Origin of the sequence: Collinsella sp. CLA-ER-H4 (genome assembly GCF_040092395.1) — a bacterium.
Taxonomy (GTDB): Bacteria; Actinomycetota; Coriobacteriia; order Coriobacteriales; family Coriobacteriaceae; genus Collinsella.
Genome location: NZ_JBBNLQ010000004.1, coordinates 102,072 through 128,705, shown reverse-complemented (window position 1 = coordinate 128,705; position 26,634 = coordinate 102,072). Strand labels below are relative to the sequence as shown.

The 26,634-nt window shown below is 60.6% G+C and carries 17 protein-coding genes; 12 read left to right on the top strand and 5 right to left on the bottom strand.

The window, feature by feature from the left end:
* Positions 1-87 precede the first annotated feature (87 nt).
* Together AAAX34_RS04785 and AAAX34_RS04780 are read left to right on the top strand one after the other, a co-directional pair.
* Positions 88-291, top strand: a complete 204-nt coding sequence (locus tag AAAX34_RS04785; RefSeq protein ID WP_117647680.1) for a hypothetical protein — start codon at positions 88-90, stop codon at positions 289-291.
* A gap of 88 nt (positions 292-379) precedes the next feature.
* Positions 380-1,294 carry a CPBP family intramembrane glutamic endopeptidase gene (locus AAAX34_RS04780; protein WP_349110225.1) on the top strand — a complete coding sequence of 305 codons (915 nt, stop codon included), beginning with the start codon at positions 380-382 and terminating at the stop codon, positions 1,292-1,294.
* 8 nt (positions 1,295-1,302) lie between these two features.
* Here the strand turns inward: AAAX34_RS04780 and AAAX34_RS04775 are convergent, their stop codons facing one another.
* Positions 1,303-2,295, bottom strand: a complete 993-nt coding sequence (locus AAAX34_RS04775) for an AraC family transcriptional regulator (protein WP_271736605.1) — start codon at positions 2,293-2,295, stop codon at positions 1,303-1,305.
* 153 nt (positions 2,296-2,448) lie between these two features.
* Here AAAX34_RS04775 and AAAX34_RS04770 point away from each other — a divergent pair, with 153 nt between their 5' ends.
* Together AAAX34_RS04770 and AAAX34_RS04765 are read left to right on the top strand one after the other, a co-directional pair.
* Positions 2,449-3,927, top strand: a complete 1,479-nt coding sequence (locus AAAX34_RS04770) for a family 1 glycosylhydrolase (protein ID WP_349110223.1) — start codon at positions 2,449-2,451, stop codon at positions 3,925-3,927.
* Positions 3,928-3,938: 11 nt separating this feature from the next.
* Positions 3,939-5,309 (top strand): PTS transporter subunit EIIC, encoded by a 1,371-nt coding sequence (locus AAAX34_RS04765; RefSeq protein ID WP_349110222.1) that lies wholly within the window; start codon positions 3,939-3,941, stop codon positions 5,307-5,309.
* Between the two features lie 126 nt (positions 5,310-5,435).
* On the opposite strand, the gene AAAX34_RS04760 is transcribed toward AAAX34_RS04765, so the two are convergent.
* Positions 5,436-7,577: a YgiQ family radical SAM protein gene (locus AAAX34_RS04760; protein WP_349110221.1), complete on the bottom strand. Its 2,142-nt coding sequence runs from the start codon at positions 7,575-7,577 to the stop codon at positions 5,436-5,438.
* A 250-nt stretch (positions 7,578-7,827) separates the two neighbouring features.
* On the opposite strand from AAAX34_RS04760, the gene AAAX34_RS04755 reads away from it, so the two are divergent.
* The 3 genes from AAAX34_RS04755 (at position 7,828) to AAAX34_RS04745 (ending at position 11,523) form a co-directional block, all read left to right on the top strand.
* Complete coding sequence (locus tag AAAX34_RS04755) at positions 7,828-8,544, top strand: YoaK family protein (RefSeq protein ID WP_055310199.1); 717 nt, start codon at positions 7,828-7,830, stop codon at positions 8,542-8,544.
* Between the two features lie 165 nt (positions 8,545-8,709).
* Positions 8,710-9,876 carry a lactaldehyde reductase gene (gene fucO, locus AAAX34_RS04750; RefSeq protein WP_022094861.1) on the top strand — a complete coding sequence of 389 codons (1,167 nt, stop codon included), beginning with the start codon at positions 8,710-8,712 and terminating at the stop codon, positions 9,874-9,876.
* Positions 9,877-10,479: 603 nt separating this feature from the next.
* The gene (locus tag AAAX34_RS04745; protein ID WP_349110220.1) at positions 10,480-11,523 is read left to right on the top strand and encodes a M42 family metallopeptidase; all 1,044 of its coding nucleotides are present in this window, start codon (positions 10,480-10,482) and stop codon (positions 11,521-11,523) included.
* A gap of 136 nt (positions 11,524-11,659) precedes the next feature.
* Here the strand turns inward: AAAX34_RS04745 and mnmA are convergent, their stop codons facing one another.
* On the bottom strand, positions 11,660-12,883 hold the full coding sequence (gene mnmA, locus AAAX34_RS04740; protein ID WP_349110236.1) for a tRNA 2-thiouridine(34) synthase MnmA: 1,224 nt from the start codon (positions 12,881-12,883) through the stop codon (positions 11,660-11,662).
* Positions 12,884-12,941: 58 nt separating this feature from the next.
* Complete coding sequence (gene cysK / locus AAAX34_RS04735; protein WP_055310201.1) at positions 12,942-13,880, bottom strand: cysteine synthase A; 939 nt, start codon at positions 13,878-13,880, stop codon at positions 12,942-12,944.
* A gap of 253 nt (positions 13,881-14,133) precedes the next feature.
* Here cysK and AAAX34_RS04730 point away from each other — a divergent pair, with 253 nt between their 5' ends.
* A complete protein-coding gene (locus AAAX34_RS04730) occupies positions 14,134-14,562 on the top strand; it encodes an Rrf2 family transcriptional regulator (RefSeq protein WP_022094857.1) in 429 nt (142 codons plus the stop codon).
* A gap of 141 nt (positions 14,563-14,703) precedes the next feature.
* Here the strand turns inward: AAAX34_RS04730 and AAAX34_RS04725 are convergent, their stop codons facing one another.
* On the bottom strand, positions 14,704-15,069 hold the full coding sequence (locus AAAX34_RS04725; protein ID WP_117769519.1) for a phage holin family protein: 366 nt from the start codon (positions 15,067-15,069) through the stop codon (positions 14,704-14,706).
* 324 nt (positions 15,070-15,393) lie between these two features.
* On the opposite strand from AAAX34_RS04725, the gene AAAX34_RS04720 reads away from it, so the two are divergent.
* The 4 genes from AAAX34_RS04720 to dnaE all read left to right on the top strand — a co-directional run bounded on the left by AAAX34_RS04720 (position 15,394) and on the right by dnaE (position 26,624).
* Positions 15,394-15,693 carry a YerC/YecD family TrpR-related protein gene (locus tag AAAX34_RS04720; RefSeq protein WP_349110218.1) on the top strand — a complete coding sequence of 100 codons (300 nt, stop codon included), beginning with the start codon at positions 15,394-15,396 and terminating at the stop codon, positions 15,691-15,693.
* A gap of 184 nt (positions 15,694-15,877) precedes the next feature.
* The gene (locus AAAX34_RS04715; protein WP_349110217.1) at positions 15,878-18,976 is read left to right on the top strand and encodes a PD-(D/E)XK nuclease family protein; all 3,099 of its coding nucleotides are present in this window, start codon (positions 15,878-15,880) and stop codon (positions 18,974-18,976) included.
* 3 nt (positions 18,977-18,979) lie between these two features.
* Positions 18,980-22,645: a UvrD-helicase domain-containing protein gene (locus AAAX34_RS04710; protein ID WP_117848434.1), complete on the top strand. Its 3,666-nt coding sequence runs from the start codon at positions 18,980-18,982 to the stop codon at positions 22,643-22,645.
* A 175-nt stretch (positions 22,646-22,820) separates the two neighbouring features.
* Entirely contained in the window at positions 22,821-26,624 is a 3,804-nt protein-coding gene (gene dnaE / locus AAAX34_RS04705) for a DNA polymerase III subunit alpha (RefSeq protein WP_117769525.1), read from the top strand.
* The last annotated feature ends 10 nt before the right edge of the window (positions 26,625-26,634 follow it).

Genomic DNA, 26,634 nt, shown 5'->3' with positions numbered 1-26,634 from the left:
GGGCCAATCGGGTTGCCTTCACAGCCCGTCGCCCAGCCGCGTGGCCCGCATCTATCCGCACCACCGTCGTTTCAAAAAGGAAGCGCCATGGCAGAACACATGACCCCGGTTGTCGCGAAGGTCTTGCCCGAGGAAAAGGCGGCCTTCGCGGCGGCAACCCAACTCGTAGGCACCACGCCGTCCAACGCCATCCGCATGTTCATCGCCGCCTTCAATCGCTGCGGCACCTTTCCGTTCGACATTTCGCCCAGCGGGGCCTTTGGCACTGCGCCCGATTCTCATCAACAATGACTGTTTCAAACTGCCGGCACTTGGGGACGTTCTTTTTCTGCCGGCAGTTAAGGAACATCCCTAAGTGCCGGGTTTTGAGGAGGTTGGCATGCTCAACGCGATGATTTGGGCACTTGCCTGTTTTGGCGTCGTCGCTGCCGATATTGCCCTGAGCGTCGTTTTGTTCTCCGCCCTTGGCGTCGCATCGGTGTTCATGGGTTTTTCGCCCTATGACCTCGACATTCAATTGCTTCAGGCCGTCGCGCAGACGGCATCGTTTTTGATGGCGCTGCTGTGGTGGCGTTATCTGTGGCCGCGTTCGTTTATGGCACGCCGGCAAAGCGAGCACCCGCTCGGCGGGGGAGCGCGTGGGGCGTGGAAACGCATCGCCTGCGTTATCGTGATTGGCCTGGCCCTGCAGGTGGTCGTTGGCTACGTGACCGACGCCGTGCTGTCGCTGCTGCCCGAGGCTGCGGCCGACTACAGCGAGCTTGTCGAGGAAACAGGCATGGGCGACACGAGCTATCTCGACGTTCTGACTACGGTACTCGGCGCCCCATTTTGTGAAGAGCTGCTGGTGCGCGGCATTATTTTCGAGTTTTCGCTCCGAGCGTTTAATCCGCAGTGCCGCCCACTTTGGAAGCGCCGGCGCCGCGCGAACGCGCAAGACGGCGCTATAGTGCCCTGGGCGGCCCCGAGTACCTGGGGCGTCGCCGCGGCAATCATGCTGCAGGCGGCGGTCTTCGGCTTTATGCACATGAACTGGGTGCAGGGCTGCTACGCGGGCGCCGCCGCCCTCATTTTTGGTTGGGTACTCGTGACCACCGGAAAGCTTCGCTACACGATTCTGCTGCACTTTGCGTTTAATGCCGGGTCGTATCTCATGGGGCTGCTGTGGTTTGTGAGCACACCGCTCGATGTGGCGGTCACGGTTGCCATCGCCGGCTTTGTGTTGGTAGAGGCGATGCGCTCGCTGCTTCGATTGTGCATTCCCGTGTCGCGCGAAGCTGATCGGTCTGAGTAATAACGCCTTTAATTAGACCGATGCGTCCTGAACACACCTGGCGTTTCGCCGAATGCTTCTTTGAATTTTGAGTAAAAGAATGACATGTTGGAGATGCCGACTTTTCGGGCTACATACTGCACGCTGCGCTCGGTGTTATTGAGAAGATATGCCGCCTCTGTGAGCTGCTGGTTGAGCTTGATTTGCGAAAACGTTTTGCCGGTTTTTTGCTTGATCAAGCTGCTGAGATAGCTGGTGCTATAACCCGTATCGCTCGCAATGCTTTCGAGTGTGCAGTCGCCGTAGCTTCGCTCAATATGATTCAGAATCGACACGATGCGTTCGTCCGACATGATCGCCTGGTTATCAGTTGCGGAGCGTCGGTACAGTCCTCGAATGAGAACAAGGAATAGGCTGACGGCGAGGTGCCTCATGAGTTCATTGGAATAGGCATCTTTAAAGTGATATTCGATAAAGAGCATCTCGATGAGGCGTCGCGCATGTCGGGCGTATTCCTCTGGAAGAATGAGATATTTTCGGGCCTCGCGGTTTTTGGACACAAAATCAAATAGAAGATTCGTTAATGGTGACGCGCCGGGTAGCTGGCTCAGGAACAACGAATCGAACATTTCTTTTTTGAAGACGATCGAAATGACGATATCATGTTCGCCCTTAACGTATGGAACGCTTCTGACTACGCCGGTGTTGCAAATGAGCACGTCGCCCTTTTTAAGGAGTAGTCGCCGTCCGTTGACGATAAACGTGCAGACGCCGTCGTACACGTAGTTAAGCTCCATATCCCGATTGATATGAGGAGGAATATCGGTAAAGCGCGACTCCTTGATAAGGCCCACGGGGTTTTCGTCGAGAGTTTCTTTCCAATCAAACAGATAGACCTCTTCGCCGTTAATGGTTGTGGTTTCCACCCTGTTATATCGCGGGCTGAGCTCTCCCGGATGTGTGCGATGCCACTCTTCGGTCTCGGTATGCGTATAGAGCAGCTGTTTGAGATTCGAATCCATGGGGTGCTCCAGGGGTGAACGGTAGAATCGATGCCTTAAACGGTATTATATCTAAAAAAATGTTATAAACCAACGCTTTCTATGCGATATCTTATGCATCTTGTTCTTCCTAGTATTGGGTTATCCGCTGGAGCATCCGATCAAGGAGGGCAAATGAGTAAGTTAAAACATGGGTTTGACTCCGACTTTTTATGGGGCGGAGCCATATCGTGCTCGCAGGCCGATGGCGCCTGGAATGAGGGCGGAAAGGGAAAGTCGACGCAGGATTGTCGATGGCTGGATGGTACCTGGACTCATGACCAGATTGAGGACAAGCATCAAAACAACCCCTTCTGCCATGACGAACTAATGAACGCTCTCGCAGATGATGGTGTTGAGTTCTACCCGTTTAGGCGCGGTAACGACTTCTATCATCACTACCGTGAGGACATCGCGCTTTTTGCGGAGATGGGCCTCAAGCTGTTCCGCACTTCTATTTGCTGGAGCCGAATCTATCCTAACGGAGATGATCTTGAACCTAACCGCGAAGGCATCGAGTGGTATCGAAGCATGCTGGGTGAGTGCAAAAAGCACGGCATTAAGACCTTCGTCACCATGCTCCACTATGACATCCCGGTAAATCTTGTCACCACATATGGGGGATGGAAGAATCGCAAGACGATTGATTTCTTTGCCCGCTATGTCGAGACAATCGTTACGGAATTGGGCGATCTGGTCGATTTCTGGCTGCCTTTTAACGAGTTCAATGCAGCACGTTTTTCGCCTTGGGACGGGGTCTGTCTGGTCAAAGACGAAGAGGGGGAGAACTCCGATCGAGCCATCTTCCAGTGCCTGCACCACGAGTTCGTTGCCAATGCGCGTGCCGTCGAGATTGTCCATCGTCTTTCGCCCGATACTCCCGTTGGCGGCATGATCGCTCGATTCTGTACGTATCCCGCCACCTGCCGTCCCGAAGATAACATGCAGGCTATTCACGACGACCAGTATTCCAACTGGTTCTATACGGACGTGATGGCTCGTGGAAAATACCCCGCTTATATGAATCGCTATTTCGATGCGTGCGATATCGAGATTCAAATGGAACCGGGCGATGAAGAGCTCATCGCTCGCAACACGGTCGACTTCCTGGCCTTCTCGTACTACTTTTCCCAGGTATCCACCTGCGATCAGGGATGGGAGAAGACTGCGGGTAATCTGGTCATGGCAAACAAGAACCCTTATCTCGAGACGAGTGAGTGGGGCTGGCAGCTCGATCCCATTGGTCTGAGGGTTACCCTTAACCAGATGTATGACCGCTATGGGCTGCCCCTGTATATCGCCGAGAACGGCCTCGGTACATCTGATGTAGTCGAGGAGGATGGCAGCATCCACGACGAGTATCGAATCGATTATTTGCGCCAGCACATAAAGTGCCTTAAGGAAGCAGTGATCGATGGCGTTGACGTGCGCGGATACATGATCTGGGGATTCATTGACCTTGTTGCCTGCGGTCCTCTTACGATGGACAAGCGCTACGGGCTTATCTATGTCGATCTGGATAATTGCGGCAACGGCACTGCGGAGCGCTCGCGTAAAGACTCTTTCTATTGGTATCAGAAATGTATCGCCACTAATGGCGAGGATCTTGGGTAGGAGTGATTGTCGTGGCAGACAAGAAGGAACTGGCCGCTCGTGTCCTCGAGCTCGTGGGCGGCGCCGATAACGTTGTTATGGCAACGCACTGCATTACAAGGCTCAGATTCAACCTGAAGGACGATAGCAAGGCAGACCTGGAGGCCCTTAAGACGCTTGACGGCGCCTTGGGCGCGCAGGTTAAAGACGGACAGTGGCAAGTTATCATCGGCGCCAGCGTGGGGTCGGTATATGACGAATTGGAGCCCATGCTAGGTGACAGGATGGGTGGCGAGGTCTCCGCCGACGCCGAGCAGCCTGAGCTCCAAAAAGGTTCGGCTCGCGTATTCGATATCATCACCGGCATCTTTTCCGCTATCATTCCCGCACTGGTGGCGGGAGGCATCGTAAAGGGCATCCTGGCTGCTATCGCGGCTTTTGGAATCGACACGGGTGCCGGCGACTTTGCGATATTCAATATGATTTCGGATATCCCGTTCTACTTCTTGCCGTTTTTGCTGGCAATGTCTACAGCTGATAAGTTCCGGGTCAACCGTTCGCTTGCGCTTTGTGTTGCCGGATCGCTGATGTACCCGACCATTGTCAACGCTGTCGGTACGGGCGAGACGCCCCTTGCGCTGTTCGGTTTTGCGGTGCCGATTTTTAGCTATGCCGATTCCGTGTTCCCGGTTATCTTTGGCGTCATTGGCTTGTCTTTTGTATATCGTGCAATCGACAAAGTCGTGCCGGATCTTTTTAAGCTCGTTGTCGTTCCGGCGCTCTCCCTTGCTATCGTGATTCCCGTCAACCTGTTTGTGCTCGCTCCGATTGGTGCCTGGTGCGGTCTTGGTCTTGCCAACGGTATCGTTTGGCTATTCTCGACGTTAGGCCCCGTTGCCGGTTTTCTGCTGGGCTTCTTTATGCCGCTTATCGTGCTCTTCGGCATGCATCAGTCAACGAGCCCTATCCAGATTTCCAATATCGCAACGCTTGGGTATGACTATCTGCTCCCGATCTCTTTCTGCCATAACCTCGCCGAAAGCGGTGCGTCTTTTGGTACGGCCCTGCGCATGACCGATGAAAAGCTCAAGTCCGCTGCGATGACGTGCGCCTTCTCGGCATTTATGGGAATTTCCGAGCCTGCCTTGTTCACCGTTCAGGTTCCTAACAGGACTCCGCTTATCGCTGCGATGATCGCGGATGGCATTGGCGGCGCGCTCACCGTTGTTCTGGGCGCTAAGTGCTTCGGCTTTGTTATGCCTGGCATTACCTCGTTGCCCGTTTATGCCGATCCAAGCGGCAATCCCATGAACCTGATCATGATTGTCGTCTGCATCGCTTTGACTTGGGTTATCTCTGCGGCGCTCTCGTTTGCGCTCTATGGTCGTTTCGACAAAAAGTAACGACGTTTTGAGATAGACAATATTAATCGGCCGCTCGCCGGGGAATCGTTCTGCGACGCCCCAGCGAGCGGCATTTTATTGGTGGGGCGTGTCGTGTCGCCAACGGCGGCATGCCGCCTCGCCGCGCTAGTTGCGTCTGCCGCCTCCGTTGGCGCCCTGACGCCCCTGTGCCGCGCGATTGCGACCGGCAGTGTTCTGCGCGCGCGACATGCCGCTGTGCCCCTTGCTGCCTTTGGGTCCCTTGCCGGCGGCGCCACCGTGGGCCTTGCCGCCCTTCTTGCCGGTGCCATGGCCACCGCCAGCAGACGTCTCGCCCGGACGCGGGGGCACGGGACGAATCAGGCAATGCTTGGTGTAGCCGATCAAATCGCGGCGGCCGGCCTTTTCCAGCGCCTCGCGCACCAGCTTGTAGTTCTCGGGCTTGCGATACTGGATGAGCGCGCGCTGCATGGCCTTCTCGTGCGGGTCGCGCGCCACATAGATCGGCTCCATGGTGCGCGGATCCACGCCGGTGTAGTACATGCACGTCGACATGGTGGACGGCGTGGGGTAGAAGTCCTGCACCTGCTCGGGCATGTAGCCCATGTCTCTCACGGCCTCGGCAAGGTCCACAGCTTCCTTCATGGTTGAACCGGGGTGGCTCGAGATCAGATACGGCACCACGTACTGCTTGAGTCCGTATTCGCGGTTCAAGCGTTCAAATTTACGGCAGAATGCGTCGTAGACGGCGCGGCTCGGCTTGCCCATCACAGACAGCACGGCGTCGCTCACGTGCTCGGGCGCTACGCGCAGCTGGCCCGAGACGTGATGCTCCAGCAGCTCGCGCAAAAACTCGTCCGAGGCATCGGCCATGGTGTAGTCAAAACGGATGCCGCTGCGGACGAAGACCTTCTTGACGCCCGGTAGCTGGCGCAGGTCGCGCAGCAACTGCGTGTAGCCGCTCTCGTCGACCACCATGTTCTTGCATACGCTCGGCCACAGGCAGCGCTTGTTCTTGCATACGCCGTGCTTGAGCTGCTTGTCGCAGGCAGGGCGGCTAAAGTTGGCCGTCGGCCCGCCCACGTCGTTGATGTAGCCCTTAAACTCGGGGTCGCGCGTGAGCAACTCGGCCTCGCGCATGATCGAATCGTGGCTGCGCATCTGCAGCACACGGCCCTGGTGGAAGGTGAGGGCGCAAAACGAGCACTCGCCAAAGCACCCGCGGTTGGAGCTAATGGAAAACTTGATCTCGGCAAAGGCCGGCACGCCGCCTGTCGCGTCGTAGTCGGGATGCCAATCGCGTGCGTAGGGGAGTTCGGCCACCTCGTCCATCTCGTCGGTGGTGAGCGTCGCCGACGGTGGGTTTTGCACCACATAGACGCTGTTGGGGTAGGGCTCTACCAGGCGATGTCCGGTGATGGGGTCCATATTCTGCTGCTGCACGTTAAAGCTGCGCGCGTAGTTGAGCTTGTCGGCGGCAAGGTCGTCCCAGCTGGGCAGCAGGTCGTAGTCGTAGACCTCGTCGAGCGAGCTGGTGCGGTAGACGGTGCCGTTGATATAGGTGATCTGATCGACGGGCAGTCCCGCGTCGAGCGCGTCGGCGATCTCGACGATCGCGTGCTCGCCCATGCCGTAGATGAGGATGTCGGCGCCCGAGTCGAGCAGTACCGAGCGCTTGAGCTTGTCCTGCCAGTAGTCGTAGTGGGCCAGGCGGCGCAGGCTCGCCTCGATGCCGCCGATGATGATGGGGGCGTCCTTGAACGTCTGGCGGATGAGGTTGCCGTAGACCGTGACAGCTCGGTTGGGACGGTGCCCCTCCTCGCCACCGGGAGTGTAGGCGTCGGTGTGGCGGCGGTGCTTGGTCACCGAATAGTGGTTGACCATGGAGTCCATATTGCCGGCGCTGACGAGAAAGCCCAGGCGCGGCTCGCCGAGCACGGTGATGCTGGCGGGGTCGGTCCAATCGGGCTGGCAGATGATGCCCACCTTGTAGCCGTGTGCGTCGAGTACGCGGCTGACGATGGCCATACCAAAGCTGGGATGGTCCACGTAGGCGTCGCCGCAGATGTAGACAAAGTCGCACTGGTCCCAGCCGCGCGCATCCATGTCGGCGCGGCTGACGGGGAGGAACTTATCGCGGCCCGGTCGCCAGGGGCGGGCGGGCGTCGCTTGGGAATGCTTGGTGCGGGCGACCGTGGCCTGCGCCTTACCGCCACGCTTTTGCTGCTGGCCCTGTTTGCCCTGTTGACTGCGCTGGTTGTTCTGAGCGTGCTGAGGCTTTTTTGCCACGATCCCTCCCGGTGTCTGTATACTGCACGTAATTGTAACCAGTCTTTTTGGGACGGCGCTAAAAAGACTGGTGGAGTACACGAGGCGTCGGGTGTCGGCGCCGCGCCCGCTGTTTGTTTCCAGACTGTGTATCTGCGCGTTGGAGAACCCGTCTCGCGCGCACGCCATGTTGTCAATGGGTTACAGTATGAACGGCGGCTATGTTTCCGCCAACGCACGAGAGAGTCGTCAACAAGGAGGATGCACGACGATGCAGCGTGCCAAACAGATATCGGAGTCCATCGAGCTGGGCATTATCTTGGCGCTCGCCGGTGGCTTTATGGACGTCTATTCGTACATTGGGCGCGATCATGTTTTCGCCAACGCGCAGACAGGCAACATCCTGCTCGTGGGCGTGAGCATCTCGGAGGGCAACTGGGCACTTGCGGGACGCTATTTCTTCCCCGTGGTGTCGTTTGCCGTGGGCATTATGCTTGCCGATCTGGTACACGAGCGGTTTGGCAGCGTGATTCACTGGCGCCAAGTGACGGTGTTCTTTGAAGCCGTTATCTTGCTGGGCGTGAGCTTTATCCCCGGCGGCAATTTCAACCTGCTCGCCAACTGCCTCACCTCGTTTGCCTGCGGTATGCAGGTTGAGAGCTTCCGCAAGATCCACGGTCACGGCATCGCTACGACCATGTGCATCGGCAACTTGCGCAACGCGCTGCAAAACGTGGACGATTACATCATCACCCACAGGCGCGGCTTTTTGGAAAACGGCCTGCTGTACTTTGGCGTGATCTTTACCTTTGTGTTTGGCGCCGTGTTGGGCAACTGGTGTATTGAGCGCATGGGCCTGCACGCCATCGTCGTGGCGAGCTTGCTGCTGTTTGTCGCGTTTGCCATCATGTTCATCGACCGCGAGCGCGATTTGCGCTTACGCTGGAAGGTTGCGGCCGAGGCTTGGAAAGAGGGCTGCCGAAAGTAACCGAATGCGGCAAAGGGGCTGTCCCTTTGCCGCAATATTTTTCATCGTCTGTTGAAACGCTTTAAATAGTTTGACGTTCTCACGCGTTTTTTGTTTCAAAAGCGTTAGGATGGGACTCATAGCGTGGGGCGTAATGGATGCCCCGCACACGATGGGAGGGTATCAATGGCTAATCGTTTCGTTCTCAATACCATCTCTTATCATGGTTCCGGCGCCATCAAGGAGATCCCCGGCGAGCTCCAGCGTCGCGGCTACAAGAAGATCTTCGTCTGCTCCGACCCCGATCTGGTCAAGTTTGGCGTTACCGCTAAGGTGACCGACGAGCTCGACGCCGCCGGCATCGCTTGGAGCCTCTACTCCGAGATCAAGCCCAACCCCACGATTCAGAACGTCAAGGACGGCGTCGAGGCCTTCAAGGCCGCCGAGGCTGACGCTATCGTGACCATCGGTGGCGGCTCCTCCATGGACACCGCCAAGGCCATCGGCATCATCATCAACAACCCCGAGTTCGCCGATGTCCGCAGCCTCGAGGGCGTTGCTCCCACTAAGAACCACGCCGTGTTCACCATCGCCGTGCCGACGACCGCCGGTACCGCTGCCGAGGTGACCATCAACTACGTCATCACCGACCCCGAGAAGGTCCGCAAGTTCGTGTGCGTCGACACCAACGACGCCCCCGAGGTCGCCGTCGTCGACCCCGACATGATGGCTTCCATGCCCGCCGGCCTGACCGCCTCCACCGGCATGGACGCTCTGACCCACGCCATCGAGGGCTATACCACCAAGGGCGCTTGGGAGCTCTCCGACATGTTCCACTTTGAGGCCATCAAGCTGATCAGCGAGAACCTACGCGACTCCGTTGCCGAGGCCAAGTCCGGCCAGCCCGGCTCCGGCCGCGAGGGCATGGCCCTTGGCCAGTATGTCGCCGGCATGGGCTTCTCCAATGTTGGCCTGGGCATCGACCACGCCATGGCTCACACCCTGTCCGCTCACTATGACACCCCGCACGGCGTCGCTTGCGCCATGCTGCTGCCGATCGCCATGGAGTTCAACAAGCCGGTTTGCGCCGAGCGTCTGGCCAAGGTTGCCGTCGCCATGGGCGTTGACACCACGGGCATGAGCACCGACGAGGCTGCCGACGCCGCTATCGCCGCCGTCAAGCAGCTTTCCGCCGACGTGAATATCCCGCACGTCTGTGAGGCCATGAAGGCTGACGAGATCGAGGTCCTGGCCAAGGACGCCATGGCCGACGCCTGCTTCCCGGGTAACCCGCGCGAGGCAACGCTCGACGACGTCATCGAGCTCTTCAAGAAGATTTGCCCGGCTGCCTAACCCAGTTTGGTGGTCCTTCGCCCGTAGGCGTATGGTCTTTTGACTTGCCGCTGGCCCCGCCGTGCTACGCACGGCGGGGCTTTTTGTGCTGCGTCAATGTTCTGAGACGGGCAAAACCAAGGCGTACTGCCCGCTACGGATAGGTGGTGCACTTTCCCGCGTGCATTTTTGGGAGTATTCAGCAAGCTCTTAAAAATGCATAACGTTGTGAATGGGCCGAGTGGCCCGCAGGCGCTCATCGACAGCCATTGCGGGCGGGCTATCGATGAGTGGAGGGGGTTGTTACTGAGTTTCTGCTTTGCGACGACCTGCAACACTGCTGTAACCACGTCGTTTTGTCGTTCGCGATGGGGTCGTTGGGGCCCACGGTGCTGAATACTCCGTTTTTTGCACGGCCCAAGGTGGGGTACCCTGAGACGAAGCAAAAAGATTCCTCATTTCTATGCAGATACCGATAGGATTTATGCAAGATTGGGATTGTAAGACGTGCGCGTGCACAAAACCGGTGCGGGGACGTCGGGAGGCGGCTCGGCTCCTAGGGCATTGACCGTGCAGAACGGTTAAAATCGGGACTCGGTCTTAGTTTTACTTGGAAGGACGCATATGGCTTCTAATATTGATGCTTCTCTAGAGGAGACACTCTCCTATATCGCGGGACAGCTTAAGGCGCTGACTTCTATCGCTTCGCCTACGGGCTATACTCGTGCGGCGACTGATTATCTGATGGAGACCCTGCGCGATATGGGGTTTGGGCCTGAGCGTTCTAATAAGGGTAACGTGCTCGTTGAGCTTGGTGGCGAGGGTGAGCCGCTCGTACTGGCGAGCCATGTCGATACCCTGGGTGCCATGGTGCGTTCCATTAAGGACAATGGTCGCCTGCGCCCCACGACGCTTGGTGGGCACCAGTGGTCTACGGCCGATGGCGAGAACTGCACCGTTTACACACGCGACGGCAATGTCTACACGGGCGTGGTCCTCAATACCGAGCCTTCGGCGCATGTGGCCGATGAGCCGGTCAAGGCCATCGAGAAGAACATGGAGATCCTGCTCGACGAGAACGTTGACAGCAAGGACGATGTGCTCGAGCTGGGTATTCAGACGGGTGACATCATCGCTATGGATCCGCGTACCACGGTGACGGAGAGCGGCTACATTAAGAGCCGCTTCCTGGATGACAAACTATCGGCGTCGATTCTGCTGGGTCTAGCCCGCGCCGTTGCCGACGGCGAGGTGACGCTCCCGCGCAAGGTGTCACTGCTCTTTACCGTGTACGAGGAGGTCGGCCACGGTGGTGCCTTTGTGCCGGCCGACACGCGCGAGATGATCAGCGTGGACATGGGTTGCGTGGGCGACGACCTAGGCTGCACCGAGCGCATGGTTTCGATCTGCGCCAAGGATTCGGGCGGTCCGTACAACTACGACCTGGTGACTACGCTGTCCAATATCGCGCGCGAGCTGGAGCTCGATTACGCCATCGATGTGTACCCGCATTACGGTTCCGACGTTGAGGCCACGCTTTCGGCCGGTTATGACATTCGCCATGGCTTGATCGGCCCCGGCGTGTACGCGAGCCACAACTACGAGCGCAGCCACATCGACGGCGTGCGCAATACCTACGAGCTGGTTCGCGCCTACGTTCAGCGCTAACGATGCAGCGGCCTCGGCTGATACAGTAGTACCGACCGAGGCCGTCCTCTCTAAGTTGCGGTGAAATAGGGACTGTTTGGCGGTTTTAAACGTTTAAACAGTCCCTATTTCACCGCAATTTATGAAGGGGATGGGGCTACTTAAGTGCGCCGGTCACCGTGCCGCCGCCGAGGACGATGTCGCCGTGGTAGACTACAACGGCCTGGCCGGGGGCGATGGCTCGCTGCGGCTCGTCAAAAGTCAGCAGCATTTGCCCGTCTTCGCCGCGCGTAAGGGTCGCTGCTTGGTCTTTCTGACGGTAACGGTACTTGGCGCCCACGCGAATGCCGCCGGCATCGAGTTCTGCCTCCATGCGGTCGGCAGGGGCGCTCCAGATCCAGTCGTCGGCCGTGAGTGCTGTGGCCGTTAGGTCCTCGGCCTCGCCCAGATGCACGGTGTTGTTGGCGGCATCGACGCCCGTCACATACACGGGATGCGCCATCGCGACGCCCAAGCCCTTGCGCTGGCCGATGGTATAGCGCAACGCGCCGTTATGGCGTCCGACCACGCTGCCGTCGCGCCACACAATGTCGCCCGGTGCAGCGGGATGTCCGCAGCGGCGCTCGATATAGCCCGCGTAGTCACCGTCTGGAATAAAGCAGATGTCCTCGCTTTCGGCCTTCTGGGCGTTGGTAAAGCCTTGCTCGGCGGCTATGCGGCGCACGTCGCGCTCTTTGTCTAGGCCTGCCAGCGGAAAGATCGTGTGCGCCAGGCGCTCCTGCGTAAGCGAATATAAAAAGTAGCTCTGGTCCTTTTTGGGATCTTCGCCGCGATGCAGCTGCCAGGTGCCGTCTACTGTCTGGCTTGTTTTGGCGTAATGACCCGTTGCGATGTAGTCGCAGCCCATGTCCAGCGCCGCACCGAGCAACGCGCCAAACTTTATGTGGCGGTTGCAGATGATGCACGGGTTGGGCGTCAGCCCCTCCTGGTAGGCGTTCACAAAGCGCTCGATAACGCTGTGGTCGAAGGTCTGCTGCAAGTCGAGCACATGGTGGGGTATCCCCAGACGCTCGGCGACGGCCTTCGCATCGGCGATGTCGCGGTCGACCTTACTCATGCCCGTGGCGGGATCGGGCGCGGGGCAGGTGAGGCGCATGGTGGTGCCGACGCATTCGTAGCCCTGGCTTTTGAGCAGGTACGCGGTCACGCTGGAATCGACGCCGCCGCTCATGGCGACGAGCACGCGCTTGTTGTGCATGGGGAGGTTCTCCTTGGTGGCATGTGGCCAAAAAAGAAAAGCGGCGCGGGAGGCTGGTTCCGCGCCGCAGACATTGTAGCAAGTTCGGGCGTCTCGTGGGACACCCTGATTGGATGGGCTCAGACTGCCGGGAGAGAGGAGACCGGCTCGTCCGTGGGCTCAACCTATGGGCGACAGGCCCTTAGTCCTGGAACAGTGCCGTGGACAGGTAACGCTCGCCGGTGTCGGCAAGCAGGGCCACGATGGTCTTGCCCTCGTTCTCGGGGCGCTTGGCCAGCTGCAGCGCGGCCCACACGGCGGCGCCGGACGAAATGCCCACGAGCACGCCCTCCTTGTGGCCCACGGCGCGGCCGGTCGCAAAGGCGTCGTCGTTCTCGACGGGGATGATCTCGTCATAGACCTGGGTGTCGAGGACGTCGGGCACAAAACCGGCGCCGATACCCTGGATCTTGTGCGGGCCGGCTTGGCCCTTGGAGAGCACCGGGGAAGTGGCGGGCTCGACGGCGACGACCTTGATTTCGGGGTTCTGCTCCTTAAGGAACTCACCCACGCCGGTCACGGTGCCGCCGGTTCCAACGCCGGCGACGAAGATGTCGACCTCGCCGTCGGTGTCATCCCAGATCTCGGGGCCGGTCGTGGCCTTGTGGATGGCGGGGTTGGCGGGGTTCACAAACTGGCCGGCGATGATGCTGTTTGGCGTCTCCTTCTGCAGTTCCTCGGCCTTGGCGATGGCGCCCTTCATGCCCTTGGAACCGTCGGTGAGCACGAGCTGTGCGCCATATGCCTGCATAAGCTTGCGGCGTTCGACGGACATAGTCTCGGGCATGGTGATGATCACCTTGTAGCCGCGAGCCGCCGCCACCGAGGCGATGCCGACGCCGGTGTTGCCACTCGTGGGCTCGATGATGGTGTAGTCGCCGCCGCGCACGAGCTTGCCGGCCTTCTCGGCCTCGTCGATCATGTTCTTGGCGACGCGGTCTTTGACGGAGCCGGCGGGGTTGAAGTATTCCAGCTTGACGAGCACGCGGGCCTTGAGGTCCTCATCGGCCTCAAAGTGAGTGAGCTCCAGAAGCGGAGTGTGGCCGATAAGCTGATCGATGGACGTGTAAACATTGCTCATGGTGAACCTCCAAAGTGTTCAAATGACTGGATACCGTGTGGTTTTACGGTGTGTGTAGCAGCGAAACCCACAAACCTTATGGGTTGTTCGTTTTACTGTTGGCAAGCATAGTAGACAGTAAAGCCTAGTAACGCAATAGGAAATAGAAGATTATTACGAGTCGATTAACCATCTTGACCGGAACGGGTATTTTCAAAACCAATATTTCGGCTAGAATTTCTACGGACTAAATGACCGAAAGGCAGCACTATACATGTTGGTTTCTACTAAGGGCAGATATGCCCTGCGCGTTATGGTCGATCTGGCCGAGCACCAGGCAGCCGGTCGCATCCCACTCAAAGAGATCGCGGCGCGACAGGGGATTTCCGAGAAATATCTCGAGAACATTTTGGCTACGCTCGTGCGCGCCAACATGCTCTCGGGCATGCGCGGCAAGGGCGGCGGCTATGTGCTCACGCGCCCGCCCGAGCAATACACGGTGGGCGAGATCTTGCGCCTGACCGAGGGCAGTCTGGCGCCGGTCGCCTGCCTGGATGGCGACTGCAAGGGCTGCTCGCGTTCGGATGAGTGCCCCACGCTCGACGTGTGGAAGAACCTGGACAAGCTCATCAACGACTACCTCGACGGTGTGACGCTCGATCAACTTGTCGCTCCCAACCATGGCTACGACTACGTCATCTAACCCACACCTGCATTTGGGGACGGGGTAGAAATGGTAGATTTTCTCGCCCTTTGAGACTTGGCAAATAAGAAGGCCGCCCATTTTTGCGATGGGCGGCCTTCGTTTTGGGCTGTTGAGACGGACACGGCCGGAATGGCCGTTTTAGTCCTCGGCGATGCTGTCGAGGATGCTGCGCGTGATGGACACCAGGATGCTGCCCATAAAGGCCGATCCAAAGCTGGCGATGGAGATGCCGACGCCCAGCAGGTTGACCGACAGGTAACTCGCGAGCTCAAGCATAAAGCTGTTGACTACGAGCTGAAAAACACCAAGCGTAATAATAGTGAGCGGCAGTGAGATGACGGTCAGGAACGGCTTGACGAGCGAATCGACAATGTTCAGGAACAGTCCCACAAAGGCAAAGCAGACCCAGGTCTCGGCAAAGCCGAAGGGTTGGATACCGGGGACGAGGAACGTGGCGATCGCGATGGCGATCGAGGTGAAGAGCCAGTTAAGCATAAAGCGCATGGCGTGAATCCTTTCTTGCGCCGGGGTTGCTGGCGTCGCGTGAAGCGGCTTGCGGCGGCGACCTGGATGGTTGCGCGGGCGCGCCGCGGTGTTTGGGCGCCCATTGTCTCAAATATTCGTGGAGCTTACGTGCGCATACGGTTTCTAAACGGCGTTCGTCCTGAAAAACGCGCCGCTGGCAGAGAGTCTTGTCGCTTTAGTTTGGTGGTGTGCTACACTGCTACGGGCAAAAGCCACAGGCGTTGCCCTATTGCATAGAACGGGTGAACGATGCCCGATGTCAGTATCAACTTCGATGCCTTTTGGCGGGTTTGGCGGTGATCGATGAATATCGAGAACATGTTTGACAAGCCTGATGTCAAGCAGCTGGTCCACGCATTTAGCCTTTTGGACGACGAGAAGGATATCCAAGTGTTTTTGACCGATATCTGCACGCCGCGCGAGATTTGCGACCTTTCTCAGCGTTTGCAGGTTGCGCGCTATTTGGACGAGGGCGAGCCTTATGTTGAGGTTCAGGCCCGTACCGGCGCTTCGTCCACCACGGTGAGCCGCGTTTCAAAGGCGCTGAACGGCGAGTACGGTGGCTACCGCAAGATCCTCATTAAGTTGGAGGATGGCGAGTAGGCCAGCGACAACATTGAATTACGAAGAACCGTCCCTCCGGGGGCGGTTTTTATATGCCTGCAATCGGCTGGTGCGTTGGGTTCAGGTTGCTTTGTACCAAAAGATGGAACTGCGGTGGCAATGTGTCCGCTTGGGCGGGTAGGATGGATGCATTGATTATTGCGAACGGTTTGAGCGGAGGACCATGCCTGTTCGAATCTATACCACCAATGCCGGCACGGATTTGAGCGATGCCGAGTCGGCGCTGCTTGCCGACCTTATTGCCCGTCACGGGCGTGCCGTGTTGCTGGCACCAACGTTTGCCGAGCTCGATCTGTGCCGTCATGATGCGGCGGAAGCCGGCATTTCGCTGGGTATCGACTACAAGACACCCGCATCGTGGCTTCGCTCGCTTTGGGAGCTTTTGGGCGACGGGCGCGGTTTCGTCGACAACCTGCAACGTCAGATGCTGTTTTCGGATATGATTGCCCGCCGCGACGATGCCGACCTGCAGCCGCTTTCGCGTAGCCAGGGCACGGTGCGCATGCTCGCGCGCATGGCCCGCGATGTGCTGCCGGGTGTGGCGGGGACGACGGCCGAGCGATGCGGTGGCAACAATTGCCAGCCTGAGCCAAAAAGCGATGCCGAGGCTCGTGTGTTTGAGCTTTTGCGTGCCTACGCGGGCGGTTTGGACCGTCGAGATATGGTCGAGCCCTGCGAGGCAGCCGACATTATGGCCGGTGCCCTGGCCGATAGCCTGCCGGCGTGCGCCCGCGCCGTATGCGTGCGCGGTACCACGTCGTTTACGCACGGTCTACTCGAGCTGCTGTCTGCCGTGGCGAACAATGGGGGAGAGGTCGTCGTGCTGCTTGCCCGCGAGCAGGCGGCGATGCGCGAGGAGCTTGCCACGGCATTTGATGCCCGCGGTGTGCTGTTTGAGATCGCGCCGCTGGGGGAGGACGCCGTCGCGTCTGATGTCGCTTGCGGGGCCGCCGCTCAGCCTGCCTTTATTGAGGTCGCCGGCCCCCATGCCCGTGCTCATGTCTATGCGGACGCCATCGATAAGTTGGTGAAAGCGCACAAGGAGTCCAAGGCCGATAAAGCTACTGCAACGCCCGCCGACCCCGTGCGCGTGCTCGTCGTTTCTGCCCGGGCACCCCAGCTGTTCGGCGAGCTCGCCGCCCGTTTGGCGGCGCGTCACATTGCGGCCGAGACGACTGAGTTCACGGCGTTTTCCCAGTCCATCGCGGGCAGGCAGTTTACGGCGCTCGCCAACCTGATCGAGCGTATGAAAGCCGCCGACGAGGGCACCGCTTCCAAGACTGAGTGGTGGCCCGCGCCGGAGCTTACCGACTGGATCTACAGTCCGCTTTCGGGCGCTGATGCCGTCAATGCCCGTACCTTCGATAAGAATATGCGTCTCTCGCGCAGCAAGACTACCGCGGGCGTCAAGAGCCTGCTGCAGAGCGTTCAGGGCCAGGTGAGGGGCGCGCGCAAGGCGACGAGCGACGATAACTGGTTTAAGAACGTACCGTGTGTGGTCTCGGACGTGTTCCAGGCGCTGTGGCGTGACAAGCCCGTGACGGCGCTTAAGGCCATGCTTGCCGTTGCCGAGGCGTTGCCCGATCGCGCTCTAGGCGGCCTTGACGGCCAGGCCCGTCGCCAGGCAGAGACGGCTTTGCTGCGCCATGCCATCGACATCCTTATGAACGATGCTCGCGCGCTCGACGTGTCGCAGGCCGCGACCGTGCCGGTTCTCGACGGCGTTCGAACCAAGGTGGACAAGCGCAGTACCGCCTACGATTACGAGACCTATGAGGTCGATCGCACACCACGAGCACAAGTGCGCTTCGCGTCGCTTGCCGATGCGTCGGTTCTTCGCCCTGGCAGCTACGATGCCGTGCTGTTTGCCGATGTCGACCTGGACAGCTATCCGCTTTCGCACGAAGAGGGCCCGCTTGCCACGTTGACAGCCGAGCTGCGCCGCGACGGCGTGTCTTTGGAGCCCGCTGCCCTGCTGCGCGTGCGCTTTGGCCGTGCGATGCAGGCGGCGAGCGGTCCGGTCGCGCTCGCCCGTGTGACGCACGATCGCCAGGCACGCGAGTGCTACCCGGCAGCCGTATGGACCGAGCTGTGGGCACATGCCGAGGCCGCTGGCGCTGCCAAGCCCATGCGCGTGGGCGAGGGCGATATCATCGCCGACTTTGATCCCGCTGCAGGCGAAGGTCTTAGGCGCGAGCGCGTGACCTGCGATGCTCCTCAGCATCTGAGCGATGAAGCCATTCCGTATCTGGTCCTGCGCCGTCGCGATGGCGAGGGTGAGGACGCGCCGCTCGTGCCGCGCCTGACGTCTGCCTCGCAGATCGAGGCCTATTCGACCTGCCCGCTATGCTGGTTCGTCTCGTACCGCGTGAAGCCCCAGTCGATCGACGCAGGCTTTGGCAATATGGAGAAGGGCAACTTTGTCCACGACGTGCTGGAACACCTGCACGCCCGTCTGCCCCAGGAGGGCATGGAGCGCGTGACGCCCGAGAACCTGCCACGTGCTCAGGAGCTGCTGCGCGAGGTCTTTGACGAGACCTTGGCCGAGCATGCCTCCAAGCGTGGCAACGAGGGCCCGCTGGTGCCGCTCTCTGCGGTGGAGGAGCGCCAGGTGGCCGAGATCTTGCCGCAGCTGGAGGGTGTGCTTGCCTACGAGTCCGAGGCACTTGCCCCCTTTGCCCCGCGCTACCTGGAGTTCGCCTTCAACGAGCTCAAGGTCGAGTATGCCGGTTGGCCGCTTGGCGGGCGCATCGATCGCGTGGACGTGGACGCCGAGAATCGTGCCGTGGTGATCGACTACAAGCATCGCACGGGCGTTGAGGAGTTTAAGCTCGCCGACCCTACGGTGCGCGACGAGGAATCGGGCACGGCGCCCATCGACGATCCACGCTGGTTGCCACCACATACCCAAACGCTCATCTACGCCCAGGCCATGCGCCGGGCGCTGGATTTGGACACCCGCGCGGCGCTCTACTTTTCGACCAAGGGTGGCAAGCCGGCGTTGCGCGGTGCTGCGAGCGCCGAGCTGCTCGAGGAAGAGCGCGGCGACGGTCGCATCCCGGGCCTTAAGAAAGGTTTCCCCGGCGAGGGTGGCAGCATGGACTTCGACGCCCTGCTCGATCGCGTTGAGGCTGGCATCGCCGAGCGCCTGCGCGAGCTCGAGGCAGGCAACGTTGCCGCCATCGACCCGACGTCGGCTCAGGCCGCGCATGCGCGCTGCTCGTATAACCACGAAGGAACGTTTGTAAGGAGGGACGTGTAGACCATGGATCTTTCGACTTTGATGCCGCAACAGCTGCAGATTGTCAAAACGCTCGACCGTCCGCTGTTTGTCTCGGCGGGCGCCGGTTCGGGCAAGACCTTTACCCTCACGCGCCGCATCGTCTACGCGCTCTCGCCCGAATCAGGTCCGTTCGTTGAGCATCTGGACCAGGTGCTCGCCATTACCTTTACCAAAGATGCCGCGGCCGAGATTCGCGACCGCGTGCGCCGTGCGCTTATCGACGAGGGCATGGACGAGGAAGCACTGACCGTCGACGACGCGTGGATCTCGACCATTCACGGCATGTGCTCGCGTATCCTGCGCGCGCATGCGCTGGAGCTGGGTATCGACCCCGAGTTCACGGTGCTCACCGATACCGACGAACTTATGGACCAAGCTGTTGAGCATGTGTTGGCCCGCGCGACGGCGCCCGATGCCGCCCCCGAGCTCGCGGCATCGCTCAAGGCCCTCTATGCCTGGTATCCCATGGCGGGCGAGGGCGGCCCCTTTGGCACCGGCACGACCATCAAGGGCCTGGTGCGCGACCTGCTGGAGCTGTCGAGCCAGTTGCCGGGCGGTATGGACGACGTGTGCGTGGCGCGCGGCCAGGCCGATACCTCGGCACTTGCCGATGCCTATCGTGCGGCGCTGGGCGCAAGCAAGGCCGCGACCGAGAAGGCGCAGACGGCGCTCGATGCCATCGACGCGTTCGAGGCGAGCGGCAAGACCATGGCCGATGCGGCGCGACTCATGATGTCGTGCACCATGCCGCGCGCGAGCAAGGCGTTCCCCAAGGAGCAGGTCGAGCTGCTCAAGGCGGAGGCTGCCGATGCATTTATCAATATCGTGCTTGCCTGCGGTGGCCCGGCGCTCGATGCGCTGGTGGGCTTGGCCCGCTCTGTAGAGGCTGAGTACCGCGCGCTGAAGGCTGCCCAGTCTGCCCTCGACAACAACGACCTGCTGCGCATGGCCTACGAGGCCCTGCGCGATTACCCGGCCATCCGAGTGGCATACGAGAGCCGCTTTAAGATGGTCATGATCGACGAGTTCCAGGATACCGACCAGATGCAGGTCGATCTGATCTGCTACCTGACGGGTGCGGGGGAGCGCGCGCTGTGCACCGTGGGCGATGCACAGCAGTCGATCTATCGCTTCCGCGGCGCCGAGGTCGAGGTGTTCCGTCGCCAGGAGCGCAAGGTAGGTGCTTCGGGCGCGGCGGCAGCTGCCAGCACCCCGGGCGCCGTCCTCGCTTCGTCCGAGGTGTCGGCCTCGTCCGGGGCACCGGCCGGTGAACTCGTCAAGCTCGTGCGCAACTTCCGCAGCCATGACGAGGTGCTGCGTTACGTGGCGCGCGTCTTCGATGGCGATGACGGCGGCCTGATGCAGGGCTTTTTGGATCTTGAGGCGAGCGACGGCCGCAAGGACACGCTGGTGGCAGACGCCTCGCGTCGCCAGGCCCTCTTTGTTGCCGGCGGCAGTACGCAGGAGCGCACACAGGCCAAGGCCCGTGCGATCGCCGAGCGCTTCCGCGCGCTTGCCGATGCCGGCCAGCCCCAGGGCGGCATGGTGCTGCTGCTGGGCCGCATGACCAACGCCGACGTCTACGCCCAGGCCTTCCGCGACCAGGGGCTCGACTGCGTCATCGCGGGCGGCTCGGTCTTTGCCCAAGCAGCCGAGGTGCAGACGGTGCGCGCCCTGGTTTGTGCGCTCGCCAATCCGGCCGATACGGCGCAGGGCCTTATGCCGCTGCTCGCCTCGCCGATGTTTGCACTCGGCGCCCAGGAGTTCCTGGCGCTGGCGACCAAACTCGACGATCAGACGGGCGAGACGTCGCGCCGCAACATCGATGCGGGCATCATGAGCGATTCCGATGTGCCGGGTTTGCAAGACTTGCCGCTCGTGACGCGCGCCCGCGAGGTGCTGCGGTATGCGCTTCGTCGCGTTGGCCGCGATTCGTTCGCCGCCATCGCGCGCGACGTGGTCAACGCCTCCGGCTGGTTTGTACGTCTGGCACAGCGTGGTCCCGAGGGCAAGGCCATTGCCGCCAACGTGCTCAAGGCGCTCGATGCCGTGGCCGAGGCGGAGGCCGAGTTCGGCAACTCGCCGCGTTCCATCGCGCTGGCCTTCGACCGCTTCTTGGCGGGCAAGGAAGCCCCGGGTGCCCTCAACGAGGGGGGCGACGGCGCGGTGCGCATCATGACGGTGCATGCCTCCAAGGGTCTGGAATATCCGGTCGTGGCGGTCGCCGAGTGCTTTGGCGTGCGTAAGTCCTCGGGTGCGGCACAGATGGGTCGCGTCGAGGGCGGAGCACAGGTCGTGGCACTGCCGGCACGTTTCGACGGCGTTAAGCTCGCCGACGGTACCTTTGTGAAGGGCGACGACGTCAAAAAGCAGTTTGAGCATGCGTTTAAGGGCAAGGGCACGTCGCTGTGGCTGCCGCCGGAGCTCATGGAGGACGTCTGTGCGACGGGCTCTCCCGCCGAGGCATTTGCCCGCCTGCGCAACGACGACCTGCGGCTTTCGCTCGAGGAGCGGGCCCGCTTGCTCTACGTTGCCATGACGCGTGCGCGCGAGCTGGTGATCTTGGCGATGGATGCTGGCGTGAGCCGTGGCAAGGTGACGGCGCCGACCTTCGATGTCGAGACCGATCTGACCTACGACGTGCTGCGCCGTATTTTGCCGACCGACGCTCTGGACATGCCGCAGCTCGATGCCGACCGCCTGGTGTTCGACAACTCCCAGCCGGGCGACTACGAGCTCATTTCGCTTTCGGACTTTACCTTTGGCGAGCAGGCGTTTGAGGCCAACGCTTCGCTGGATGCCGAGGGCAGGCTTGTTCGTGGCGATGCCGATGCCGCCGATAATGCTGCGCGCTCAACCGTCCCCGGTCCTGCCGACCCCAAGCCCGATTCGTTTGAGCTTGTGTATTCCCAGGCAGTGGGCGTGCGCATGGGCATCTGTCCGTATCCGATGCGTGATTCGTATAGCTACTCGTCAATCGCCGCGGCGCTCCATGCCGAGACGGAAGATCGTGCCGCCGAGGCACACGTGCCCATGGACGAGGCCGGCGATGATGCGGAGTCGGATGGCTCGGAGATGACGGATGCAGACGTGGCTGCCGTTGAGCCCGCCGGCAACCCCATGGCGCTGGGCTCGGCGTTCCATGCCGCCTGCCAGTGGCTGATCGAGATGGGTGCCGATGCGCTGCCCGCTGAGCGTGCCGATGCGCTGGCGCGCCTGTGGTGCCTGACGCCGGAGCAGCGTGAGCGCTTCGACGTTGCCCTGGACCGCTGGCTCAAGTCGGCTGTTCGTGCCGACTTGCTCGCGTGGCCGTGCGTTCGCGCCGAGGTGCCGTTCTTTTCACTGGGCTGCGAGGACGAGGACATCGCTCGCTACGGTGCTTATGCCGAGGGCGCCATCGACGCTTTGGCGACGAACCCGGCGGATTCGTCATGTGCGCTGGTCATCGACTACAAGACGGGCGGCGCGCCGGACGAGACGCCGGAACAGCTGCAGGAGAAGCACGCCCTGCAGGCGCGCGTCTACGCCGACGTTCTGCGCAGGGCGGGCTTTGAGGCTGTGACCGTCAAGTTCGTTCGCGTGGAGCAGGCCGATCCGACTCTCTTCGTCAATCCCGCCGAGCCCCAAGTAGTCACCTACAATCTCTAGCCCTCAGATAGCTTGCGGTGGAATAGTTCCTGTATTGCGGCCCAGATGGCCCAAGCGGGAACTATTTCACCGCAACTCAAGAGGAGCCGTGTGGGTTTGGCTAGGTTCGGGTGCTGTCCGTGCCGTGGGGTAAAATCGTTCAGTCAGAACACGAACCCGCATCGGAGCTCATCACATGGCATTCGTCCATCTGCACAACCACACTGTCTTTTCCATGCTCGACGGCGCAACCCGTATCCAGGATATGGTCAACCGTGCCGTTGAGCTGGGCATGCCCGCCGTGGCCATTACCGACCACGGCTACATGTATGGCGTGCCCGACCTGGCGCTGGCCTGCGACGCCGTCAACCACAACACGCCCGAGTACAAAACCTGGAGCCACGACAAGGCCTTCCTGGAAAAGGACCGCCGCGACGAGCTGGTGGAGCCCGATCCCGAGGAAAACCCGCGCGAGCATGCCCAGTATGTGAAGGACATGGCCATGTGGGACGAGAAGGGCAACATCGACGAGCTCAAGCCGCCCCTGGTCATCAAGCCCATCTTTGGCTGCGAGGTCTACTTTACGCCGGACGAGACCCTTGCTCGCGACCACAAGCCCGAGCTCTACCACATGATCCTTCTGGCCAAGGACCAGGAGGGCTACGTCAACCTGATGCAGACGGTTTCCGAGGCCGCCGTGCAGGGCTTTTACTACAAGCCGCGCGTGACGCTCGACAACCTGCGCCGCCACGCCAAGGGCATGATCTGCACGAGCGCCTGCATCGCGGGCATCATCCCCAAGTACATCGACCGCGGTGACATGGAGGGCGCCATCAAGTGGGCCGAGACCTTCCGTGACACCTTCGAGCCCGGCGACTTCTACATCGAGATCCAGGAACACGGCATCACCACCGACAACGGCCTGACCGACGAGCAGATGGACCGCACGCTCATCGACATCGCCAAGCAGGTGGGCGTCAAGGTCATCGCCACCAACGACTTCCACTACCTGCGCCGCGAGGACGCGCCCGTGCAGGACGTCATCATGTGCATTGGCATGAACGCCAAGGTCGACGACCCTAACCGCATGCGCATGACCGGCTCGGAGTTTTACATGAAGACCGAGGAGGAGATGCGGGCGATGTTCCCGTATTGCCCCGAGGCCTGCGACAACACGCTCGAGATCGCCGACAAGTGCTACGTTGAGCTGGACTGGGACTCCATCATCCTGCCGCGCTTCCCGTTGCTCGATCCCGGCGAGACGCACGAGAGCCAGTTCCGCCGCGAGTGCGAGAAGGGCCTGCGCCAGCACTACGGTGACGACTGGGCCACGCGCGAGATCGGCGGCGTCAACATCAAAGAGCGCTTTGAGTACGAATACAAGGTCATCTGCGACAAGGGCTTTGCCGCCTACTTTTTGATCGTTGCCGAGTACGTGCAATGGGCCAAGGACAACGGCATCGGCGTCGGCCCCGGCCGTGGCTCGGCCGCCGGCGCTATCGTCGCCTACGCCATGAACATCACCGCGTTCGACCCGCTCGAGAACGGCCTGATGTTCGAGAGGTTCCTGTCCCCGCAGCGTACCGAGATGCCCGATATCGATATGGACTTCGACGATGAGCGGCGCCTCGAGGTCGTGGAGCACGTTCGCCAGCTCTACGGCCCCGAGAAGGTTACCCACGTCATCACCTACTCGACCATTAAGGCCAAGCAGGCCATCAACGACGCCGCGCGCGTCCTGGACTACCCGGTCTACATGGGCCAGCGCCTGTCCAAGATGGTCTCGAGCGACCCCAAGGTCAAGCTCAAGCAGGTGCTCGAAAAGCAACCCGGCAAAGAGGATCTGTTTAACCCCGACTTTGCCGAGGCCTATAAAAAGGACGACGACGCCCGCCGCATCATCGACACGGCGCTCTCGATCGAGGGCCTTACCCGTGGCGAGGGCGTGCACGCGTGCGCCGTTCTGATTTGCCGCGACCCCGTCAACGAGCACGTGCCCACCAAGCTCGATACCAAGGGCGGCGTCGAGATTACCCAGTACGAGGGCCATACCGTTGCCGACATGGGCCTGCTCAAGATGGACTTCCTGGGTCTGCGTACGCTGACGGTTATCTCCAAGGCCAAGGCCAACATCAAAAAGAACTTCGGCATCGACATCAAAGAGGAAGAGATTCCCTTTGACGACCCCGAGATCTTTAAGCTCATGGGCTCCGGCCACACCGCCGGCGTCTTCCAGGTCGAGTCCGCCGGCATGACGGCCACGATCAAGAACATGAAGCCCACCGAGTACAAGCACGTCGTGGCATTGATCGCTCTGTACCGCCCGGGACCGCTGGGCGCCGGCATGGTTTCGTCCTATATCAACCGTATGAACGGCAAGGAACCGGCTGTCTCCTACGACGACCGTCTGGACGACATCCTGGGCGAAACCTACGGCACCATGGTCTATCAGGAGCAGGTTATGCTCATCTCCGTCGAGATGTGCGGCTTCTCCAAGGGCGAATCGGACTCGCGTATCCGTAAGCCCGTGGCTAAGAAAAAGATCAAGCTGCTCACGTCGACGGTGCTCCACTGGGAGGATGGCTCGGACGAGACCACCTACGACCACTGGATGAACGGCGCTATCAAGAACAACTACACGCGCGAGGTCGCCCAGAAGATTTGGGACGATGTTCTTGAGTTCGCGTCCTACGCCTTTAACAAGTCGCACTCCGCCGGCTACGCCATCCTGGTTATGCAGACGGCGTGGCTCAAGGCGCACTATCCGCACGAGTACATGGCGGCCGTTCTGACGTCCTATACGGGCAAGACCGACAAGATCGTTCACTACGTCTCGGCGTGCCGTCACGACGGCATCCCCGTGCTGTCGCCAGATGTCAACGAGTCCGGTACTGAGTTCACGGCTACCAAGGAGGGCGTGCGCTTTGGTCTGGCCGGCATCCGCGGCGTGGGCACCGGCGTGGCGCAGGCGATTATCGCCGAGCGCGAGGCGGGCGGTCCGTTTAAGACGCTGCACGACTTTGTCGAGCGCGTGGACTCGAGCCAGGCCAACCGCCGTGTGATCGAATCGCTCATCAAGGCAGGCGCCTTCGACTCCACGGGGTATCCGCGTCGCCAGATGATGCACTTTGTGGATAAGAACAACCCTGAGAACATCATCGATGCCGCGGTGAAGCGCCAGAAGGATCGTGCGAGCGGCCAGACGTCGTTCTTCGACATGTTTGGTGATGTTGAGGGCTCGGGCTTTGAGGTGAGCGTGCCCGATCCGGATGGCCAGGAGTGGGACCGCCACCTTAAGTTGAGCCAGGAGAAGGAGGTTCTGGGCATCTATGTCTCGGACCACCCGCTGCGCCCGTTTGAGTATGCGCTGGCCAAGGCACGCGACTTCTCGTTCTCGCAGATCGACACTGGCTACGAAGTTCAGAATCCTACGGGCGGTACCATCAACCAGGAGATTCCCGAGGGCAAGGCGCTGTGGTGGGCCGGCATGGTCTCGAGCGTGTCCAAGCGCGTGACCAAAAACGGCGACCCCATGGGCATCGTGCAGCTCGAAGACATGGAAGGCGAGGCCACGGTCGTGGTGTTCCCCAAGACCTACAAGGAGGCCGAGGGGTATCTGTATGGCGAGGTCGATCCCGAGACCGGCGCGCAGCTGTCCGACGCGTTTGTGCGCATTAAGGGCAAGCTCGAGCGCTCGGACCGCGGCGACCAGATCATTGCGCAGGAGATTGTGCCGCTGGAGCTTAGCGAGGAGAAAAACAAGCCCAAGGTCTTTGAGGTCATGGTGCCCAACAGCCGATTTAGCCAGGGCAATATGGCGCGCCTGGCCACGGTGCTCACCACCAACCCGGGCGGCGACCGCGTGGAGATCTTTATTGAGCAAGTCGACGGGCGCGTGCTGCGTGCCGAGGTGCCGGCCAAGGTCAATGCACGCTCGATTCCGCTGCTGGCAGAGGCAAAGGCCATCGTCGGCAACCAAGGCCGCGTGACGGTTATCTAAGCTACCCCGG

Bases quoted from the DNA above. Each gene is read 5' to 3' on its own strand.
- AAAX34_RS04785 (WP_117647680.1), top strand. From the start codon at position 88: ATGGCAGAACACATGACCCCGGTTGTCGCGAAGGTCTTGCCCGAGGAA.
- AAAX34_RS04780 (WP_349110225.1), top strand. From the start codon at position 380: ATGCTCAACGCGATGATTTGGGCACTTGCCTGTTTTGGCGTCGTCGCT.
- AAAX34_RS04775 (WP_271736605.1), bottom strand. From the start codon at position 2,295: ATGGATTCGAATCTCAAACAGCTGCTCTATACGCATACCGAGACCGAA.
- AAAX34_RS04770 (WP_349110223.1), top strand. From the start codon at position 2,449: ATGAGTAAGTTAAAACATGGGTTTGACTCCGACTTTTTATGGGGCGGA.
- AAAX34_RS04755 (WP_055310199.1), top strand. From the start codon at position 7,828: ATGCAGCGTGCCAAACAGATATCGGAGTCCATCGAGCTGGGCATTATC.
- fucO (WP_022094861.1), top strand. From the start codon at position 8,710: ATGGCTAATCGTTTCGTTCTCAATACCATCTCTTATCATGGTTCCGGC.
- AAAX34_RS04745 (WP_349110220.1), top strand. From the start codon at position 10,480: ATGGCTTCTAATATTGATGCTTCTCTAGAGGAGACACTCTCCTATATC.
- cysK (WP_055310201.1), bottom strand. From the start codon at position 13,880: ATGAGCAATGTTTACACGTCCATCGATCAGCTTATCGGCCACACTCCG.
- AAAX34_RS04730 (WP_022094857.1), top strand. From the start codon at position 14,134: ATGTTGGTTTCTACTAAGGGCAGATATGCCCTGCGCGTTATGGTCGAT.
- AAAX34_RS04725 (WP_117769519.1), bottom strand. From the start codon at position 15,069: ATGCGCTTTATGCTTAACTGGCTCTTCACCTCGATCGCCATCGCGATC.
- AAAX34_RS04720 (WP_349110218.1), top strand. From the start codon at position 15,394: ATGAATATCGAGAACATGTTTGACAAGCCTGATGTCAAGCAGCTGGTC.
- AAAX34_RS04715 (WP_349110217.1), top strand. From the start codon at position 15,878: ATGCCTGTTCGAATCTATACCACCAATGCCGGCACGGATTTGAGCGAT.
- AAAX34_RS04710 (WP_117848434.1), top strand. From the start codon at position 18,980: ATGGATCTTTCGACTTTGATGCCGCAACAGCTGCAGATTGTCAAAACG.
- dnaE (WP_117769525.1), top strand. From the start codon at position 22,821: ATGGCATTCGTCCATCTGCACAACCACACTGTCTTTTCCATGCTCGAC.